This window comes from Marinomonas sp. ATLA20 (assembly GCF_057180105.1).
The window spans coordinates 612,323-630,522 of sequence record NZ_JBXUKU010000001.1; the positions used below are offsets into that span (position 1 = coordinate 612,323).

The window sequence follows — 18,200 nt, forward strand, 5'->3', positions numbered from 1 at the left end:
ATAAACTGTGGCTGGATAAATAGCCGTAATAAATTGAAAAAGGTGCTATGACGATAAATCCTGCCAAGGAATAAGCTCAGTGTCGCAAAAGGCTAAGTGTGGAATAGGTGACAAGGGAGCAAACGGGATAGGTTTACTTTGTAGGTGAATGCCTGATTGGTAATTCAAGGCCAATGTGCCATTGTCATAATTTAGGTTTATTTGATTATCTTCCTCTCGGAATTCAGGGGCGTGTGCTAAGCAATGTTCACGGAAGCTTGCCAAGTCTTGATGATCTTCTACTTCGCCACTTATCACTAGCCATGCACAATGGTCGCTGTAAGCGCGCCATTCATAACCGGCATAAAGTCCATGTTTCAATGGTTGTAAGGCTTGAGAAGAATAAATGCCGACGAACCCTGAACCAGAGCGAGCAAATAACCAATGGGATTCTTCGATAAATTCATCACAAATTGGTGCTGGCACAAAGGCATGGGTAAAGTTAATGACATCAGCGAAGGCTCTTTGGTCAAAAATCATAAAGCCAATGTTTTTGTATTGCGCGACTTTTGGATGCACGCCGTTACCGGCCCAATAAGAAGGTCGACTTCCGCCCCAGACTTTTAGGTCACCTGGGTGGTTGATCCAGAAACGAGCTAAAGGGTGAGCATTGGTTTGTACATCTAGAAAGTGTTGCTGGTGGCCTTTTTGTCCTGTTTTGTAGTCGGATACCGTGGACAGTTGAAGCGACGGAGACTTCCATAAGGTGATCTTCGCGTTGTGATCTAATCCTTGCGTGTATCTTGAGTAGATGGATTCTCCTGCTGGCACACTCAATAAGCGCTGGCAAAGCTGAGGTGGTTGGTAATCACTTACTGCTAACAACGCTGTTACTCGGTCGTAGCCTGGGTACCATTGTCCACCAAAGGCAATGGCCGCGATGGAGCCAAGCTCCGTTGCAGGTCCCGCCAATAATTCTTTTTCATAAATTCGACCTTGAGAGCCGGCGCATACGCTGCCAGTGGTATGAAGGGCAACCATGATAAAAATCTGATCGATCAGCTGTTTAGCTCGAGAAACCAATATGTCATCTTCAGCATTAGTCATTAGAGTAAATAAGCCAAGAAAATCAATCGGGTAGTAAGCCGCTGAGTTCCATTCCGCTAGTCCGTGATCATCCATTGAGTCAAACCAGCGGATTAAACGAGCATGGGCTTGAGCCTTATGTTGCTTGCCTGTTTTGCCACTATTCGGGAAGATCTCATCTTCGAATAAACTGCCGGCAAGGTATTGTGCGACGTGGAAGCATAAAACATGGTTTTCGCTCCAGAACCACATAACGTCATTGCCCGGTTCATCTAGCCAGTAGCGGAAGTTTAGTACCTCGTGTTTGACTTGATCCCAAAGCGCCGGTTTAAGTTGAGAGTAAGCATAACTTTTGTACATCCAAAGAAGTGGCAATATCCAGAAATCCGCGCAATCGTGGCGCTCTTTAATAGGCAGTAGGGCTCGTTCAATCAGGCGGCTGGCTAATTCTGGCTGCTGTTTTAAGGCCAGAGCAGCTAATGCTCTGGCGGGTTCTTCTTTTCCATGGCTGAGCATGGTTTGTAAGGCGAGTGCTTTGCGTGATGTCAAATCTGCTGCGGTGACATCGATTGCTGGTGGTAAAATGGTCGTGCCAAGGCTGCGGCTAAAAGTAAGTGGGCCTGTTTTGACCAAAAAGCGCAGCGAAATACAGCCTGCGTTTAAACCCTGAGTATTAAATAGAGTGGCAGATGAAAATGTTTGGTCAACAACGAAGCTGACTTCTTCCTGCATCTTCATACCATCAAGTAGTACATTCATGGTGACGGTTTCGCTAGGATAACTGCCAGTATCAAGCTGTACTTTGGTCGCTTTTGTTGGTTTGTAATCGGCTTCGATCAATAGGTCTTCATTGCAATAAAACACTTGATTGGTACGTAAACCGTCGAGCGTTTTTTCGATTTCTTTTACTTCGTCTTCATCAACTTCTAGTGATAGCCCCGTTTTGATTTTGTCGCCTTTTTTAAGCGTCAAGACAAAATAGCAGCTGGCATCACGTTCATGGAGCTCTTCTAAGAAAACAATCAGCTCACAGCTACCCGCTGGAAGGTTTAAAGTGAGCGATTGGTTTGTTGGGCTGTTGCGTTGATAATGGTCAAGCTGGACCACTTTTTGGCCATCTTGCCAAATGTGAACGCCGCCACAAGTTTCTAAAGCAAACTCAACTTCTTGGGCTTGTTCTGAGAATAAGGAGCAAGTCAGCCAGCGCTCTATTAATGTTGGGCGGAAGCGAAAAGTGGAGAAGTCCACACGGTTGTCCTCACCGCCAAAATAGATTTCAGGGAAAGAAAGGTCGTTAGGAAGGGATACGGTCCGCTGAGCAATATGCTCCCTCAAACTTTCTCTGCAGGGTAAATCCCCTGTCTCTACCCAGCCATTGATAAAGCGATAGTCTACGGCGTCCGGCATGATTCTGGCTTCGCCCGGAAAATAGGTTTCTTTGGCAGGTGACATAGCCCAGCGGTTAATTGCGCTGTTAGTAGCAAGGTCCCAATAGATTTTATTTTTGTTCATTTTGGGTCTCTTTATTTTTATGAAAAAATTTTCGTTGTTTATTTGTTGAAAGAGTTTTTCAAATTTTATTTGGCAATTTTTTTCAGTATATGTCTATAATCTAACCGCTATCAATAGTAAATTTCGAATTAATTTAATGAAAATATTTTCATAACCTTAACTAAATAAAAACAAAATGAGGTGAAGTAAATGGCTCGTTTGAATGTTGTTCTAAGTACTCTTGCTGCCGCATCGTTATTGGCTGGGCAGGCGCAAGCCGCCACACAAAACTTAACTTTTTGGTTTACTGATGATGATCCCAATTATGTGAAAAAAATGGGTGAGTTGGTGGATGAGTTTGAAAACACTCATCCTGATATATCAGTAGACTTTGTCACCACAAGCTATGCTCAATCCAAAGAGCAGCTGCCTTTGCAATTGTCTGTGGGTGAAGGCCCTGATCTGGCGAAAATTGCTGACAACTCTCTCATAAGATTCACTTTAGATTTACGCCCTTATATGAAAGACCCAGAGGGTTTTATTAAACTTCATGGCAATACACTAAGCTTATTGCGTGATGAAAAAAGTGCTCCAGATAAGATTGGCGGCTATGTTGCTTCACAAACTCTTAACCAGCCTTTTGTTAACGTCACTTTGTTTGAACAAGCAGACGTGCCATTACCTAAGAAAGGTGCGACGCTTGCTGACGTGGTTGCGGCTTCGGTAAAAGTTGCCGATAAAACCGGTGTCGATATTCCTTTCACAATGGACCGTTCTGGACACCGCTTTAGTGGGCCAGCGTATTCTTATGGTGCCAACTTTGTTAATAGTGATGGGACATTTAACTTTCCCGATGCGCCTACTAAAGCCTATATAAAAGACCTTTATCATTGGACACAAACAGGCGCTTTTCCTAAAGAAATGTGGGGAGCTGCAGGGGGAACTCGCTATAAAAATATGGGTGATGAGTTTATTAATGCCAACGTAGTGACTTACTTTGCGGGTAACTGGATGGTAAACCCATTTAAAGAAAAAATAGGCGATGCCTTTGAATGGACTGCTTTGGATGCGCCTTGTGGCGATGGTGGCTGTATTCCTATGCCCGGAGCAACTTATGTCGCAGCATTTCAACATACCAAACATCCTGAAGCGGTCGCTGAATTGATTGAATATTTGGGTTCCGAACCTGTTCAAAGAGAGCTTGCAGAAGAGTTCATTATTATTCCAGGTGCGAATGTTAAAAACATCAATTACCAACTTGATGATGAAAACGCTAAAGCGGCGATGACTGTGTTTGCTAATAACGCAAGTAATGTCACTGAGAGCATTCGTCGCCTCCAAAAGGCGAAAGGCGCTAATATCGTTTACGACTCCGCTGTACAGCGAATGAGTCAGTTAATCGTTGGTGAACTGACGTTAGAAGAGACTTATGAACGCATGGCATCGGATGTGGCAAGAGGTAACGCGGAGTTAAGCAAGCAATAGCTAGGATGAAGCAATTTTCTAGGGCGAAAGTTTTAGCAGCGGTAAAACGCTGCTTTTTTTTGTCTATAATCTGACTATAAAAAGGCGCCCCGCCTTAACCTATGTTAATTCCTTATCTGCTTGGCTCCTGTAATCTTGGTTGTATTCCATGTTTGTTCATTATTAAAGGGCGCAAATTATGTTGTTATCACCAAGTCTACAAAACTATGTATCCGACCTTGGGTTGGCGGTTCCGGAGCAGCTGAACATTGAATTTGTTATGGCGTTGCAAGAACGGCATGTGGCGCGTTATAGCTTTAATAGTTTGGCGGTGGTGCTAGGGGAAGATATTTCTCTGGATGTAGAGGCAATCAGCGAGAAAATCGTCACGCGTGGTATGGGTGGTTATTGCTTTGAGCATAACAAGTTGACGTATGAGTTGTTGAAAGCGTTGGGTTATGACGTGCAGCTTAAGTTGGCGCGAGTACTGAATAATAACCTTGAGCGCGAAGCAGGCAGAACCCACAGAGTAACCTTGTTAACACTAGAAGGCGTGAGTTATTTAGTGGACACAGGTTTTGGTGGCAATGGGCCAATAGCGCCATTACGACTCGATATTAATACTGATCAAGTAGCAGGTTTGGATCGTTATCGCCTGTTGGCAAAAGGTAAGGGCGAATACGATCTTCAAGTAATAAAAGACGCGGACTATTTCACCCTTTATCGCTTTGACAATGCGGCTTACAGCGATGCAGATTGTGAGTTAGGACATTTTTATTCTCATAAAAATCCACATGCGGTGTTTTTAAAGAACTTGATGGTGACACTGAAAAAGAACGATCAGACCCTTGCGTTGGTGAATTCTGAACTTATCACGCGAGACCGACTAGGCGAGTGTAAGCAGCAGATTGAAAGCCCAAAAGTGCTTGGTAATATTCTACTAACTGAGTTTGGTCTTGCTCTTGAACCCGCGGTGGTCGAGCATTTATTTATTCGTTTTTTAGAGCCCATGTTGTCGGCGAATAGCGTCGGAGCAAAACCATGACTGCGCTTTTTACTTTATTGTTGTGGGCTTGGTTGATGGCGTCTTCTTTTATCGTATCGGGTCATATGGTGGAATACGCTAGTCCTATTGCGACCTCGGCGTTTCGCTTTTTATTGGCGATGTTCATTATGTTGCCGGCCTTATTGTTCAGTTGGCATCGTGGCAAGCTGAATAAAATCGAGCAGTTTAAGGCGTTGTTTGCTGTTCGACAGCGGCTTTTTCATTATGTGGTGATCAGTGGCGCGTTAGTCGGCTTTTTTATCGGTTTGTTTGTCGCTTTGAAGTCTACAACGCCGCTTAATACTTCTGTTTTGTATACACTGGTTCCCTTAATTGGTGTGATGATTGCGAGAGTTTGGCTAAAAGAACTCGCGCCTTTGTGGCGAGTGATTGGCTTTGTGCTTGGCTCTATCGGCGCGATGATAGTGTTATTTTCTACACAAGGTTCTTCCGCGCAAGACTTTCCTATTCAAGGTAACGATGGCTTCGGGTGGCATTCAGGCGATTATATTTTTGTTGGGGCGTGTTTTTTATTGGCGCTGCATGTGGTGTCGGTACAAAAATGGGGGCGTTCGTTAGGCGCGCTGTCTGGCGCGTTTATGATTATGTTATTTGGATCGCTCTGGCTGCTGCCTATTGCGTTGATCTGGGGTGAACTGGATCAGGTGCAATGGTCGTCACAAGGTTTTTGGGTGAATGTATTGTATTTGACGGTGTTTACGACCTTATTTACCTTTATATTGCAGCAGCGTTTGGTAATGACGGTTGGAGCGAGTCGACTGCTGGCGATGTCTTATTCGATACCTGTTTGGGTTGCCTTGTTTACTGCGTTGACTCAATCACGTTTATTAAGTTTGGTAGATTGGCCTTTTGCTTCAGGCATTCTCATTTTAGGTATTGCACTGTTTCTTATTGATGGCAATTTAAGCAAGGTGAAAATAGTCCATGGATCGAATTCAACTGCAAAATAGCTTTCAAGCCTATTTTAACGAATTGGGTTATGACATTGATTGGCAAAGACTGACAGTGCCAATGGACGTTCATGTCATTCGCAAAGGCGATTATTTATTTCAGCAAGGGGATTTTGCGAATCGTCTGTTTTTTTTGCATTCTGGATTAGTGCGTTATGTGAGTGTCTCCGATGAAGGCAAAGAATTCACGCAAACCTTTGCGAAAAGCCCCAGAATCATTGGCTCAACTAAGGCGATGGTGACCGAAGCACGTGTTTTGTTCGGTATTCAGGCTTTGGAAGATAGCATGATCTCTTCCTATCCTTGGCGAGCTTTTTATGAGCAAATGCGTCAGGATGTCGGCTTTTTAGAGTGTTACGCTAAATTTCTAGAGCGTATTTTTATTACCAAAGAAGAGCGTGAAAATGCCTTTGTAAAACATTCTGCTGAGCGTCGCTATCTCGATTTTTGTGCCGACTACCCTGAACTGAAAAATGTGATTCCACAGCAACAAATTGCGTCTTATATCGGCATTACTCCTGTGGCGTTAAGCCGAATCCGGCAGACGCTTAAATGGCAGAAAGACTGATTATTGTTGCCATTTTCCCTTTCGACTATTTCTTTAAATCATCAAATTTTCTTCTTATCTGATTTTTGGGTTTTACTATTTGGTTAAATATAGGGGAAGAAACCTTCTAGGTTGTCCTGTCCTTTATTTATTCCTTGATAAGAAATCAATATGAATATCAATGCCTTAAGAAGCATAAAATAAAATTATGGTTGTTTTTTCGATTTGGGCATATTCCATGCAATTCTCCTTGTAACTGATTAGCACAGTGGCGTTTTTCTACTCTGTCGGTTTCATAACAAAAATAAGGAGAAACAATATAATGTTAACGAATAAAACGATCGTAATCACCGGTGTGTCTTCTGGTATCGGTGCTGACGTTGCAAGGCTGGCTCGTTTCCATGGTGCACGGGTTATAGGGGTTGATCGCAATGAACCTAGTATGACGTTGGATGGTTTTGTCCAAATTGATTTGGGTAATCCTACCGCGATTGATACGGCTTTGGATTTATTGCCAGAAAAAATCGATGCTCTATGTAATATTGCAGGTGTTCCTGGTACGGCTGAGGCTGATTTGGTTGGTCGAGTTAATTACTTGGGGTTACGCCATTTAAGTGAAGCTTTGATTCCTAGATTCAATCAAGGGGCCAGCATTGTGAATGTGGCTTCTGTTCTAGGTATTGAATGGCCAGAACGTCTTGAACAGCATAAAACCTTGGCTGATACCTCTTATTTTGAAGAAGGCGCTGCTTGGCTGAAAAAGAATCCAGTGCCACAAGAAACCTGCTATCAATATTTTAAAGAAGCCTTGATTGTTTGGTCTACGCAGCAAGCTTTTACTTGGTTTCGTGATCATGGCATACGTATGAACTGTGTGGCGCCTGGTCCTGTCTTTACGCCCATTTTAGGCGATTTTGTGTCTATGTTGGGTGAGGAGCGAGTCCAAAAAGACGCCGAACGCATGTTGCGTCCTGCTTACTCAGATGAAGTGGCAGAAGTGATTGCTTTTCTTTGCTCCGATGCATCCCGCTGGGTGTGTGGCGCTAATATTCCTGTCGATGGCGGGCTGGCTTCTACTTATTTGTAACGACGCGCAATACGACAGACTAAAAAAAATAGAGTAACCCCATGATCACGCTTCCTCATGGCGTTACTCTATTTTAAATGGCCATTTGTCTGCCTTACTTATTCTTTTTGAGGCGATAAGCCAGTTGTGGCCTGCTTAGGCCAACTCGTCTGGCGGCTTCAGATAAATTGCCTTGGGCATTATCGACGGCTTCTTGTAATAAATTTTGTTCAAGCTTTTCTATATCTAGATGATCTTCCCCACCAACAAATTGCGTGATCTGCTCCAAGAGCGATTCAGTGGATGTTTTTTTGCTATCAGCATGGCTTAACGTGCCTTGATGATTCACTGAGTAAATAATCTCTTCGGGAATAAATTCATTTCTAAATAAATGTGGGAGATCAATGGGCTCACCTTCTTCGGAAGCGATCACGCCGCGCTCCATCAAATTTTGTAGCTCACGAATGTTACCCGGAAAGCGATAATTTAATAGCGCCTGTCGTGCGGATTGCGCCATGCCCGAAGGGGCTTTTTGATGCAGTTGGCAAAACTGATGATAGAAGTGGTTAACGAGCAGGGGAATATCGGCTTTTCTATCTCTTAGTGGTGGTAGATGGATAGGGAATACGTTTAAACGAAAGAATAGATCTTCGCGGAATTCGCCTTTTTCAACGGCCTTACGTAGGTCGACATTGGTTGCTGCGACGACTCTAACATTGATTTTAATCGCTGAGATGCCTCCGACTCGCTCTACCTCTTTTTCTTGTAAGACGCGCAATAATTTACTTTGTCCAGCAAGGCTAAGAGTTCCAATTTCATCCAAGAATAGCGTGCCACCGTTTGCTCGCTCGAAGCGTCCAGGGCGGCTACTCGTTGCACCAGTATAGGCGCCTTTTTCGACACCAAATAGTTCTGTTTCCATTAGGCTTTCAGGAATGGCTGCGCAGTTAAATGCCACAAACGGGCCCGTTTGATGACTAAACTTATGCAGCATGCTGGCAAAAAGCTCTTTACCGACGCCTGATTCTCCAGTGAATAATACCGTTGCATTGGTTGGCGCCACTTTTTGTAACGAATGATTTGCGGCGGTAAACGCAGCGGAAACACCAATCATCTTGGGTTGGTCGTCTGATGTTTCTGGTTCCATTTTATCGAGCTGCGGGTCTGGTTTTATACGCATGTCGGCAGCGTTGGTAGTGACATTCAGGAATCGAATGTCGTCTTCGATGTCGTCCCAAAGCTCAGCGGATTTACCGACGACTCGGCAGATGGAGTGTCCCATAGACTGGCATTCTACCTCTCGGAAAATCACCAAAGAGCCGACCAAACCAGAGACATAGCCGATGGCGTAGCCTAATTCCATCCAGCAGGCGGGGTAGCTACCAATGCCATAGGCGGCAATGTGCTCTTCGTCTTCACTGCTGTGATGCCAAAAAAACTCACCATCATATACGCCTTTTTCAGTATCAAACTCAAAGAAAATGGTTTCCACTTTGACAACACCTTCTAAACCATGAAGGTGAGTGCCGGCTTCAAAAATGGAGGCAGGATCGGAATCTGGCCAGCGTTTTTGAATGAGTTCTGCGTCACGAAGACCGGACAAATAACCGGTTCGAGTGAGAATGTCGCGAGACTTGTCGAGGCCAAGAGAATCAATCATCTCACGACGTAATAGTCCAAATGAGGAGCTGTGGATTAGCAGCATGCGTTGATCATCTAACCAAATACGGCCATCACCTGGCGAGAAAAATAGGCACTCGGTCAGCTCTTCTACGGTGGGGGCATTTTGGCCATCTAGTTCACTGGAGCAGCCTTTGAGTAAGATCTTTTTGCTGTTTTTAGCCAAATCTGCCAAAGAAATACGATGCGAGTCTGTCATTATTATTTTTCCTCTCCATCTAATTGATGAAATGATCAACTGCTTTTTTCCTAGTGTTGATTGAGTTTAATGATATCGTCAAGTGCGCTGTTTAATATTTAAGCTATGCTAGATCGTACTTTCTAGTTTTATATTGATTGAAATGCATTAGTTATCAATGGTTTGACACTTCTATTGAGAGTGAAAGAAAAATAATAATATTTCGGCATAGGTATTGCTTTAGGTATAAACCAATGAATAAAAATAAATAGGAGAGCAGATATGACGGTATCCGTACTGGAATCAAAAAAATGGTCTGGGATGTTTTTTACGGGTGATTGGGTTACGGCTTCAAATAAGCAAGAGGTCATGGAGCCAGCAACAGGTAAGGTTTTAAGTGAAGTTGGTATTGCCACGGCTGACGACGTCTATGCCGCTTGCCAGAGAGCACATGAAGCGCAAAAAGAATGGGTAAAAGTCCCACCAAGAGACAAGGCTGCCTTGTTTCATAAAGCCGCGTCTTTCATTCGAGAGAATGCTGAGGAGTTTGCTTTGTATATCGCGCGTGAAACGGGCGGCATTATTCCTAAAGGTCAGCACGAAGTAAAAGAAGCCATTTTAATCCTGCAATTGGCGGCCAATATGACCTTGGAGCCCAATGGTCTGACGTTACCTTCTGTTCCGGAGCGCATGTCTTATGCAACTCGCAAGGCTATTGGTGTGGTGGGGGTTATTTCGCCGTTTAATTTTCCGATGATTCTTTCCATTCGATCGATTGCGCCAGCCTTAGCAACGGGTAATGCCGTTGTGACTAAGCCTGACCCTCAAACGCCAGTAACGGGTGGTTTTATTCTTGCTCTTGCTTTGGAAGCAGCGGGCTTACCAAAGGGAGTGTTTCAAGTATTTCCTGGTGCTGTTGACGCGGGGGAAGCACTTTGTGCCGCGCCAGAAATAGGCATGGTGGCGTTTACGGGCTCTACTGCAGCGGGTCGAAAAGTGGGTGAAGCCTGTGGCCGTAACTTGAAAAAAGTGTCTCTTGAGTTAGGTGGTAAAAGTTCGCTGATTATTTTGGAAGATGCCGACCTTGATGTGGCTGCGAGCAATATTGCTTGGGGCGCGTATTTCCACCAAGGGCAAATTTGCATGGCGTCTGGTCGTATTCTCGTACAAGAGAGTATTGCAGAAGCGTTAACTGCAAAAATCGTCGAAAAAGCACAACATTTACCGGTTGGCGATCCTGTGTCTGGGAAAGTGGCTTTGGGCCCGCTGATTAATCAGCGCCAACTTGAAAAAGTACATGCCATTGTGCAAGACACCATTGCTGCGGGCGCTAAATTAGAAGCGGGCGGAACGCATGACGGGCCTTTTTACTCGCCAACGGTGTTGAGTAATGTGAAACCGGGAATGCGCTCTTTTGAAGAGGAAATTTTTGGCCCAGTAGTCAATATCGTCACCTTTAAAGGCGATGATGAAGCGATTGCGATGGCCAATAATACTCAATATGGTTTAGCGGGCGCGGTTATTTCGAATGATCTTTCCCGTGCGCAGCGCATTGGTGCTCAGCTACATGTTGGTTTGCTGCATATCAATGATCAAACCGTTAATGATGAATGCATCAACCCATTTGGTGGTTGTGGTGCATCAGGTAATGGAAATTCGGTTTGTGGTCCTGCGGATTGGGATCTTTATACACATTGGCAATGGGTAACGGTTAAGCAATCTGCTACACCATATCCTTTCTAACCTATAAGTAGGTACTGAAAAAGCCTTATGCGGTTTATCCAGTTATTGGAAAGTAGCATGGGGCTTTTTATTATTTACGCTTTTATGGCTTGAGGTTATTGTATTTTAGCTTGTCTATAATCGTTAATTTCAACTCTTCAATAAATGTTTGAGTGATTGTGGATTGTCGCTCTCTGTGTAGAGTTATGCCAATAGTACATTCAGGGTTAGGAAGTGTGATGGGGATTTGCTTCAGGCGTGGATTGAGCTGATTGATATTCCAATCATCATAAAATAGCAGCGCGATGGCGTCGCTATGAATAACGAGTTCTTCTGACGAGGCAAAGGTCAACATTTCAAGCGCCTGAATCGGCGGCTTGTTATCGATACTATGAAACAAACTCTCGAAATAATCCCGAATAGGTGTGCCGTGGCGGGCTACTATCCAGCGTTCATTGATCAAATCGCCAAGGTTTTTAGCATAGCTGTGAACGGGATGATCAGCGCGAGCAATTAAGGCGTATTGAGCTCGTAGTAATGGCAGCTCGATGAGCTCTGGATGAATTGGCCCTTTTCTCATCAGTCCTAGAAAACAGTCTATTTCACCTTGTCGTAGAGCATTTGACAGCATGTGATATGGACCTTGCATAGCTTGCAGTCGAATGCCTGAGTGTTGTTTGAAAATAGAGGCAAACGCAATGGGAACAATATCTTGGCAGGAAAATGACAGCATGCCAACGGATAGTCTGCCCGCTAATTCATTGGGTAAAGATTGAAGTTGATGCTGAAGAGACTGAACAACAGGTGAAACTCTGAGATAGAGGGAAGCAAGCTGTTTGGCGGCAGTTTGTGGAATCAGACCTCGGCGTGCCCTTGAAAAAAGAGGCTGCTGCACCATGTTTTCGACTTCTTTTAAGGTTTTGCTGACCGCCGGCTGTGTCATCTCAAGTATTTGTGCTGCGACTGAGGCGCTGCCGACTCTCACCACGGCCTCTATGATCATCAAATGGCGCCATTCAACATAGGTTTTTAGCTTTAGTAAGGTAGTGGTGTTTTGCTGTAGTTGGCGCTCTGTATCAGCGATGGCTTGTAAAATGCTGTTGCAAGACGAGATTACTAGCTCCCCTGCTGAAGTGGGCTCCGCTCCGCTCCAACCACGCGTGAAAATACTCACCTCTAAGGCATGCTCTGCTTGTGATAATGCTCGCGAGACACTGGATTGACTCAGGCTTAATGAGGTACTGGCGTCCTTCTCGGTACCTTTTTTCATGATTTCTCTAATCACACGACATTGTTTTATGGTCAAAGGAAAGTGTGCCGTGGTGGTGTTCATCTTGTGTTTCCTGTTAGTAGATGCCTTCCATTATAGGTTTATAATCTATGATATAACCAAATTTAAATCTATGTTTTTAAATGTGCATATGGCAAAGCGGCCTTTTATGTGTACCTTTAAATGATCAAGTTTTACTTAGTGAATGTGCTCGATGAGTGCAGGCGGTATACGAATGAATAATAACAATAAGCCTTACAGCAATATTCCTGGCACGACCGTGTTTGACGGCGATATGGCCAGAATAGGTTTTCACCTCAATCAGTTTTGTATGTCTTTGATGAAAGAATCGAACCGAGTTGCGTTCAAACAAAATGAACGGGCTTATCTTGATCAATGGTCCATGACTGAGGACCAAAAAAAAGCCGTGTTGGCTCGCGACTTTCGTCAACTTATTGCCCTTGGTGGCAATATTTATTACCTCGTCAAAATCAGTTCAAATGATGGGCTTAGCGTCGCGGCAGCGGTGTCTAGCATGACTAATTTATCTCCTGAAGATTACATGGAAATGATGCGCAATGGTGGTCGATCGCCAGAGGGCAATCGATTCACGAATGAAAAAGAGTCTGACAAAAATCCGTCCAAGGAGAAGCAATAATGGCAAAGATTACGGCAGGATTGGGAACCTCTCATGTTCCATTGCTTGGACACATTATTGATAAAGGCGACAGCGGTGACGTTAAATGGGCGTCGATATTTGATGGTTTTCAGTTTACTAAAAAATGGATTCGCGAGCAGAAACCCGATGTGGTGATTTTGGTGTACAACGACCATGCGACCGCATTTGATATGAAGTTTATCCCAACCTTTGCTATTGGCTGTGGGGAAGAATATAGCCCAGCTGATGAAGGTTATGGCGCACGCCCGGTTCCTACGGTAAAAGGTGCACCTAAAATGGCGTGGCACATTGCCGAATCGCTTATAAAACAAGGCTTTGACATGACGATTGTCAATGAAATGGATGTAGATCATGGTCTCACCGTTCCTCTATCCATGGTGTTTGGTCAAGTTGATGAATGGCCGTGCCAAGTCATTCCTTTGGCAGTGAATACTGTTGTTTACCCTGCACCAACTGGAGAGCGCTGTCTTGCTTTGGGTAAAGCGATCCGAGCTGCCATTGATCAATATCCAGAGGACGTAAATGTTCAGGTTTGGGGGACAGGCGGTATGAGCCACCAATTACTGGGTGAGCGAGCCGGCTTGATCAACCAAGAATGGGATCTCGCTTTTATGGATGATTTAAAAAGCGATTACGCGAAGTTAGCTGCAATTTCCCAAGTTGAATACATTCGAGAATCCGGTACAGAAGGGGCTGAAATGGTGATGTGGTTAATCATGCGTGGGGCATTAAACCACGATGTGACAGAGATTCATCGTCATTACCATGTGCCGGTTTCTAATACGGCGCTGGGTCATCTGATATACAAAAATGTTGATGAAAAGGGAGCCTAAATCACAATGAATGTGCGCATAACTAGACCCAAATTAGTTTGTTTAGCTGGTTTGCTATGTGATCAACGAATGTGGCAAAACGTCGCAGCTCAATTAGAGAAAGATGCAGACGTTGAAATTATTAGTTTTGCTGGGTTTGATGATCTGACCGATATGGCTCGGTTTGTGTTATCCAGTGTTGAAGGCGATTTTGCTTTGGCAGGTCACTCTATGGGAGGGCGTGTCGCGCTGGAAATATATCGCCTTGCGCCACAGAGAGTAACGCGTCTCGCGCTTTTAAATACAGGTGTTCATCCCAAGTCAGAGAAAGAAATTCCGGGCCGAATGCGGTTGATCAATGCGGCAAAGCTGCATGGAATGGCCATTTTAGCGGACGAATGGCTGGTGCCCATGATGTCACCAAAAGGCTTAGAAAACAGGTCTCTAATGGCAGCGCTTGAGCAAATGGTTATGGGGTATTCGGTTGAGGATTTTGAAAAGCAGATACAGGCTTTGATCAATCGTCCTGATGCAGAAGGCCAGCTCGCCAACATATCAGTGCCGACATTATTACTATCTGGAACGCAAGACACATGGAGTCCTGTTACCCAGCATCAGGTAATCCAACAAAAAATTACGGGAAGTGAGCTGGTGGTGATCGATGATGCTGGTCATATGGCACCAGTAGAGCAGCCAGAAAACGTTGCAGCCGCACTGCACTCATGGTTACAGAAGTAGGTGAATGATGAGTACTCAAACGATAGAAAATATGTTGATAGAGTGGCAGTGTCAGTCTTTGGTAACACGCTCTATTAACTTACTTGATCAATGTCGATGGCAAGAGCTGGCGAATTGTTATGCCGAAGATGGCGTGCTTTATCGCCCTAGCGCACCAAGGGTAAAGATCGAGGGGCGAGAGGCTATTTTAGCGTCTTTTACCGCTCGTCCAGCAAAAGAAACTTGTCATGCGTTGACGAACCTGGAATCCAAGATTATCGACGATAGGCACGTTATTGTGACATCGAGAGTGATGTTGTTTGCAGCAAACAAAAAAGCAGATGGTATAGAAAATTTACTTGAGGCTAATGCTGATGTTTTTATTGGCCGTTTTGTGGATGAGCTTAGAAAAATGGGTGATGAGTGGGTGATTTCGAAAAGACAGGGCTCGATTGAACTACACTACAAGGGAGGTGATCTAGCTTAGGCTAGTCAGGATAGTTAAAACGATTTGCTAGATGAAAAAGAGGGTTAGAAGGCTAAAGTAATCGTTAAAGATTAATCAGTTAAAGTTGAGTTTCTTTTCAAGTAGGGCTCCCCGTTTACTCGGTCGGTGCCATTACAAAAATAATAAAGCCTTTAAGAAGGCACAAAGCAACATTGGGAGAATACTTATGTCATTGAATAAAATCATTCTTGCTGCGTCAGCAGCTATCGCGATATCTGGTCAAGCATTTGCACAAGAGTTGAAATTTGCCAGTTTTACGCCACCGTTCCACACTATTAATGCGTCAGTGATTGAAAAACTAAATACGGATTTATCTGCGGCTACTAATGGTTCTCTTACTGTTCGCGGTTACCACGGTGGAGAGCTAGGTGCGGGTCCTGCTGAGCAATACGTGCGTGTTTTGCAAGGCGCTGCGGACATGTCTTGGGGCTTGCCTGGTTATACATCCTCGCAGTTTGGTAAAACCATGATTGCGGAATTACCAGGCGCGATCCCTGAAGATATGCCTGGCTATGAAGCGCTTTGGCGCGCTTATGATAAACATTTAAGCCGTGAGTTTCCTGGAACTAAGCCCGTAGCATTATGGACCTCTGAACCGAATATTTTCATCATGCGCAATAAGGTGATTCGTACGCCAGCAGATCTTGCTGGCCTCAAAATTCGTGTTGCAGGTACGACTGCTGCCGAAGTGGCAAAAGCATTAGGCGCAACGCCTGTGCAAATGCCAGCAAGTCAAATTTATAACGCTATGCAAACTGGTTTGATTGATGGGGTTATAACGGGTGCGTCTACCTTGAAAGATTTCAAATTAGATGAAGTTGCTGATGCGATGACATTGGGAGCGCCATTAGGTCGATTAACTTTCTATTCTGTACTGAGTAGCCGAGTTTACGATGGATTAAGTGCAGACCAAAAAGCAGCGGTGGATGCAGCGAGTGGCCTTAGTCTATCAAAAAGTGCTGAAGACGCTTGGATGCAAACTGCCATAGCAGCACTTGAAGCCGCAAGAGCAGATAGCGCGAATACTGTGGTAGAACTGACAGATGCTGAAAAAGAAGCCTTTGCAAAGGCTGTGTCTGGCGTTATCCAGTCTTATGTTAAAAGTGTCGATGGCGCAGCGACACTGTCTGCATTGAAAGGCAAATAACATTATGTTGAACGCAATACGCACATTGGCGGATAGGCTAATTGGCTTATCCGCCGCCTTGGGGGCTTTGGGGTTGATCGTGGAAGTGGTCATTCTTTTGGCGGATGTTATTGGACGAGCCTTTGGTTCGCCAATTTATGGTTCACAAGACATGATTACAATGACGATGGTCATCGTGGTTTTCGGGGCTATGGCTCTGTGTGACCGCCAAGGAGGCCACATTGCAGTGGATCTTTTCGAACGTAGTTATCCGGCATGGATGAATCGACTGATCGATATTTTTTCCGCCTTGCTTGGTGCCGTCATCTTTGTGGGTATTGCTTATGCCGTTAACGAAAGCGCTAAAATTTCAACCATGTTGAATTTGTCGACTAATTTGTTGCGTTTGCCAAAAGACATATTCCAACACTGTCTGTCTATCTTAGCTTTAATAACCGCTGCAGGAATGTCGTTGCGTGCTGTTGAATTAATTCTATCGGGGCGTGACATTCGCAAAGGGGATGCCGCATGAGCGCTTCAATGATTGGTTTTATTGGCATTTTTGTCATGTTTGTTTTGCTGGCATTACGCGTGCCTGTGGCGTTTACCATGTTTTCGGTGGGCTTTGTTGGTATTACGGTGCTGGATAGCAGTCGATCTGCGTTTAGTTTGCTGGCTTCTGAAACCTTTACTTTGGCTTCGTCTCCTGAATTGGTGGTTATTCCGCTGTTTATATTGATGGGGAACGTGGCGTCAGTCACGGGAATGAGCCAAAAACTCTATGATGCGGCGTATGCCATTATCGGGCAGCAACGTGGCGGACTGGCTTCTGCAACAGTAATTGGTTGTGGTGGTTTTGCTGCTCTGTCTGGGTCGTCTGTAGCCTCAGCTTTGACGATGGGTAAGGTAGCTTTGGGTCAAATGGACCGTTTTAAATACAACAAAAGGCTGTCGACAGGTGTCGTTGCCGCTGGTGGTACGCTTGGTATATTAATTCCTCCTTCGACTGGCTTTGTTATCTATGCCATTTTGACTGAGCAAAGTATTGGTCGTTTGTTCTTGGCGGGGGTTTTGCCCGGCATCATGCTGTTGATGTTGTTCATTTTAGTGATCACCGTCATTTGTTGGTTCCGTCCTGAATATGGTCCAGCTGGGCCGGCAACCAGCTTGCGTAAAAAAGTGAAAGCTTTAATAGGGGCAGGCCCGATTGTCTCGGTGATATTGCTGACGATAGGCGGAATTTACGGCGGGTTGTTCTCTCCGGTTGAAGCGGCTGCCGTTGGTGCAGGTGTGGTGATTTTGGTTGGGTTTGTAACTCGTGCATTGTCACTAAAAACGCTTTGGCATGCGTCTCGGGATGCGGTTGTCACAACGGCTACTGTGATGCTTATCTTGATTGCGGCTCATTTGATTAACCCATTTATGGCGTTAAGTCATATTCCTTCAGCGGTAGGCGAATTACTGTCAGGGCTAGGCTTGGGCGTTATTGGAACGCTGATACTGATTCTTGCTGTCTATCTTGTATTGGGGTGCTTTCTTGAAGGCTTCGCCATGTTGGTTCTAACCTTACCAATATTCTTTCCGATTATTGTTTCACTAGGAATAGACCCAATCTGGTTTGGTGTACTGACTGTGCTGACTCTTGAAATGGGGTTGATTTCGCCTCCAGTGGGAATCAACGTCTTTATCGTTAAGTCTGTCGCGCCGAAAGTAGAGTTAGGTGATATTTTTCGCGGTGTCTTACCCTTCTGGCTGATGATGATCTTGGCTGTAGCCTTATTGATTATCTTCCCTCAGATTGTACTTTATCTTCCTAACACTATGTTTGGGTGACCTTAGCGCTGTAGTAAAAATACGAG

Annotated in this window: 16 protein-coding genes; 13 read left to right on the top strand and 3 right to left on the bottom strand. The window is 44.6% G+C overall.

All coding sequences use genetic code 11. From position 1 onward, the window contains the following. Window positions 1-45: 45 nt before the first annotated feature. Window positions 46-2,577: a hypothetical protein gene (locus AC2A4J_RS02735; RefSeq protein WP_484174824.1), complete on the bottom strand. Its 2,532-nt coding sequence runs from the start codon at window positions 2,575-2,577 to the stop codon at window positions 46-48. 189 nt (window positions 2,578-2,766) lie between these two features. On the opposite strand from AC2A4J_RS02735, the gene AC2A4J_RS02740 reads away from it, so the two are divergent. From AC2A4J_RS02740 to AC2A4J_RS02760, 5 genes are all read left to right on the top strand, one after another. Then, on the top strand, window positions 2,767-4,041 hold the full coding sequence (locus tag AC2A4J_RS02740; RefSeq protein WP_484174825.1) for an ABC transporter substrate-binding protein: 1,275 nt from the start codon (window positions 2,767-2,769) through the stop codon (window positions 4,039-4,041). Between the two features lie 178 nt (window positions 4,042-4,219). Beyond that, window positions 4,220-5,065 carry an arylamine N-acetyltransferase family protein gene (locus AC2A4J_RS02745; RefSeq protein ID WP_484174826.1) on the top strand — a complete coding sequence of 282 codons (846 nt, stop codon included), beginning with the start codon at window positions 4,220-4,222 and terminating at the stop codon, window positions 5,063-5,065. After that, entirely contained in the window at window positions 5,062-6,036 is a 975-nt protein-coding gene (locus tag AC2A4J_RS02750) for a DMT family transporter (protein ID WP_484174827.1), read from the top strand. The genes AC2A4J_RS02745 and AC2A4J_RS02750 overlap by 4 nt, the downstream gene beginning before the upstream one ends. Next, window positions 6,011-6,604, top strand: a complete 594-nt coding sequence (locus tag AC2A4J_RS02755) for a Crp/Fnr family transcriptional regulator (RefSeq protein WP_484174828.1) — start codon at window positions 6,011-6,013, stop codon at window positions 6,602-6,604. Before AC2A4J_RS02750 ends, AC2A4J_RS02755 begins: the two co-directional genes overlap by 26 nt. Window positions 6,605-6,905: 301 nt before the next feature. Continuing rightward, window positions 6,906-7,670: a coniferyl-alcohol dehydrogenase gene (locus AC2A4J_RS02760; protein ID WP_484174829.1), complete on the top strand. Its 765-nt coding sequence runs from the start codon at window positions 6,906-6,908 to the stop codon at window positions 7,668-7,670. A 94-nt stretch (window positions 7,671-7,764) separates the two neighbouring features. On the opposite strand, the gene AC2A4J_RS02765 is transcribed toward AC2A4J_RS02760, so the two are convergent. Next, complete coding sequence (locus tag AC2A4J_RS02765; RefSeq protein ID WP_484174830.1) at window positions 7,765-9,528, bottom strand: sigma 54-interacting transcriptional regulator; 1,764 nt, start codon at window positions 9,526-9,528, stop codon at window positions 7,765-7,767. 261 nt (window positions 9,529-9,789) lie between these two features. On the opposite strand from AC2A4J_RS02765, the gene AC2A4J_RS02770 reads away from it, so the two are divergent. Continuing rightward, complete coding sequence (locus AC2A4J_RS02770; protein WP_484174831.1) at window positions 9,790-11,250, top strand: benzaldehyde dehydrogenase; 1,461 nt, start codon at window positions 9,790-9,792, stop codon at window positions 11,248-11,250. 82 nt (window positions 11,251-11,332) lie between these two features. Here the strand turns inward: AC2A4J_RS02770 and AC2A4J_RS02775 are convergent, their stop codons facing one another. Continuing rightward, window positions 11,333-12,562, bottom strand: a complete 1,230-nt coding sequence (locus tag AC2A4J_RS02775) for a LysR family transcriptional regulator (protein WP_484174832.1) — start codon at window positions 12,560-12,562, stop codon at window positions 11,333-11,335. 172 nt (window positions 12,563-12,734) lie between these two features. On the opposite strand from AC2A4J_RS02775, the gene ligA reads away from it, so the two are divergent. The 7 genes from ligA (at window position 12,735) to AC2A4J_RS02810 (ending at window position 18,174) form a co-directional block, all read left to right on the top strand. Then, window positions 12,735-13,157, top strand: a complete 423-nt coding sequence (gene ligA, locus AC2A4J_RS02780; RefSeq protein WP_484174833.1) for a protocatechuate 4,5-dioxygenase subunit alpha — start codon at window positions 12,735-12,737, stop codon at window positions 13,155-13,157. Then, window positions 13,157-14,011 (top strand): class III extradiol dioxygenase subunit beta, encoded by an 855-nt coding sequence (locus AC2A4J_RS02785; RefSeq protein ID WP_484174834.1) that lies wholly within the window; start codon window positions 13,157-13,159, stop codon window positions 14,009-14,011. The genes ligA and AC2A4J_RS02785 overlap by 1 nt, the downstream gene beginning before the upstream one ends. 6 nt (window positions 14,012-14,017) lie before the next feature. Then, window positions 14,018-14,728 (top strand): alpha/beta fold hydrolase, encoded by a 711-nt coding sequence (locus AC2A4J_RS02790; protein WP_484174835.1) that lies wholly within the window; start codon window positions 14,018-14,020, stop codon window positions 14,726-14,728. 7 nt (window positions 14,729-14,735) lie between these two features. Beyond that, window positions 14,736-15,194 (top strand): nuclear transport factor 2 family protein, encoded by a 459-nt coding sequence (locus AC2A4J_RS02795; protein ID WP_484174836.1) that lies wholly within the window; start codon window positions 14,736-14,738, stop codon window positions 15,192-15,194. 187 nt (window positions 15,195-15,381) lie between these two features. After that, window positions 15,382-16,362 (top strand): TRAP transporter substrate-binding protein, encoded by a 981-nt coding sequence (locus AC2A4J_RS02800; RefSeq protein WP_484174837.1) that lies wholly within the window; start codon window positions 15,382-15,384, stop codon window positions 16,360-16,362. 4 nt (window positions 16,363-16,366) lie between these two features. Then, window positions 16,367-16,873 carry a TRAP transporter small permease gene (locus tag AC2A4J_RS02805; protein ID WP_484174838.1) on the top strand — a complete coding sequence of 169 codons (507 nt, stop codon included), beginning with the start codon at window positions 16,367-16,369 and terminating at the stop codon, window positions 16,871-16,873. After that, window positions 16,870-18,174, top strand: coding sequence for a TRAP transporter large permease (locus tag AC2A4J_RS02810; RefSeq protein WP_484174839.1), 1,305 nt, complete (start codon window positions 16,870-16,872; stop codon window positions 18,172-18,174). Before AC2A4J_RS02805 ends, AC2A4J_RS02810 begins: the two co-directional genes overlap by 4 nt. The last annotated feature ends 26 nt before the right edge of the window (window positions 18,175-18,200 follow it).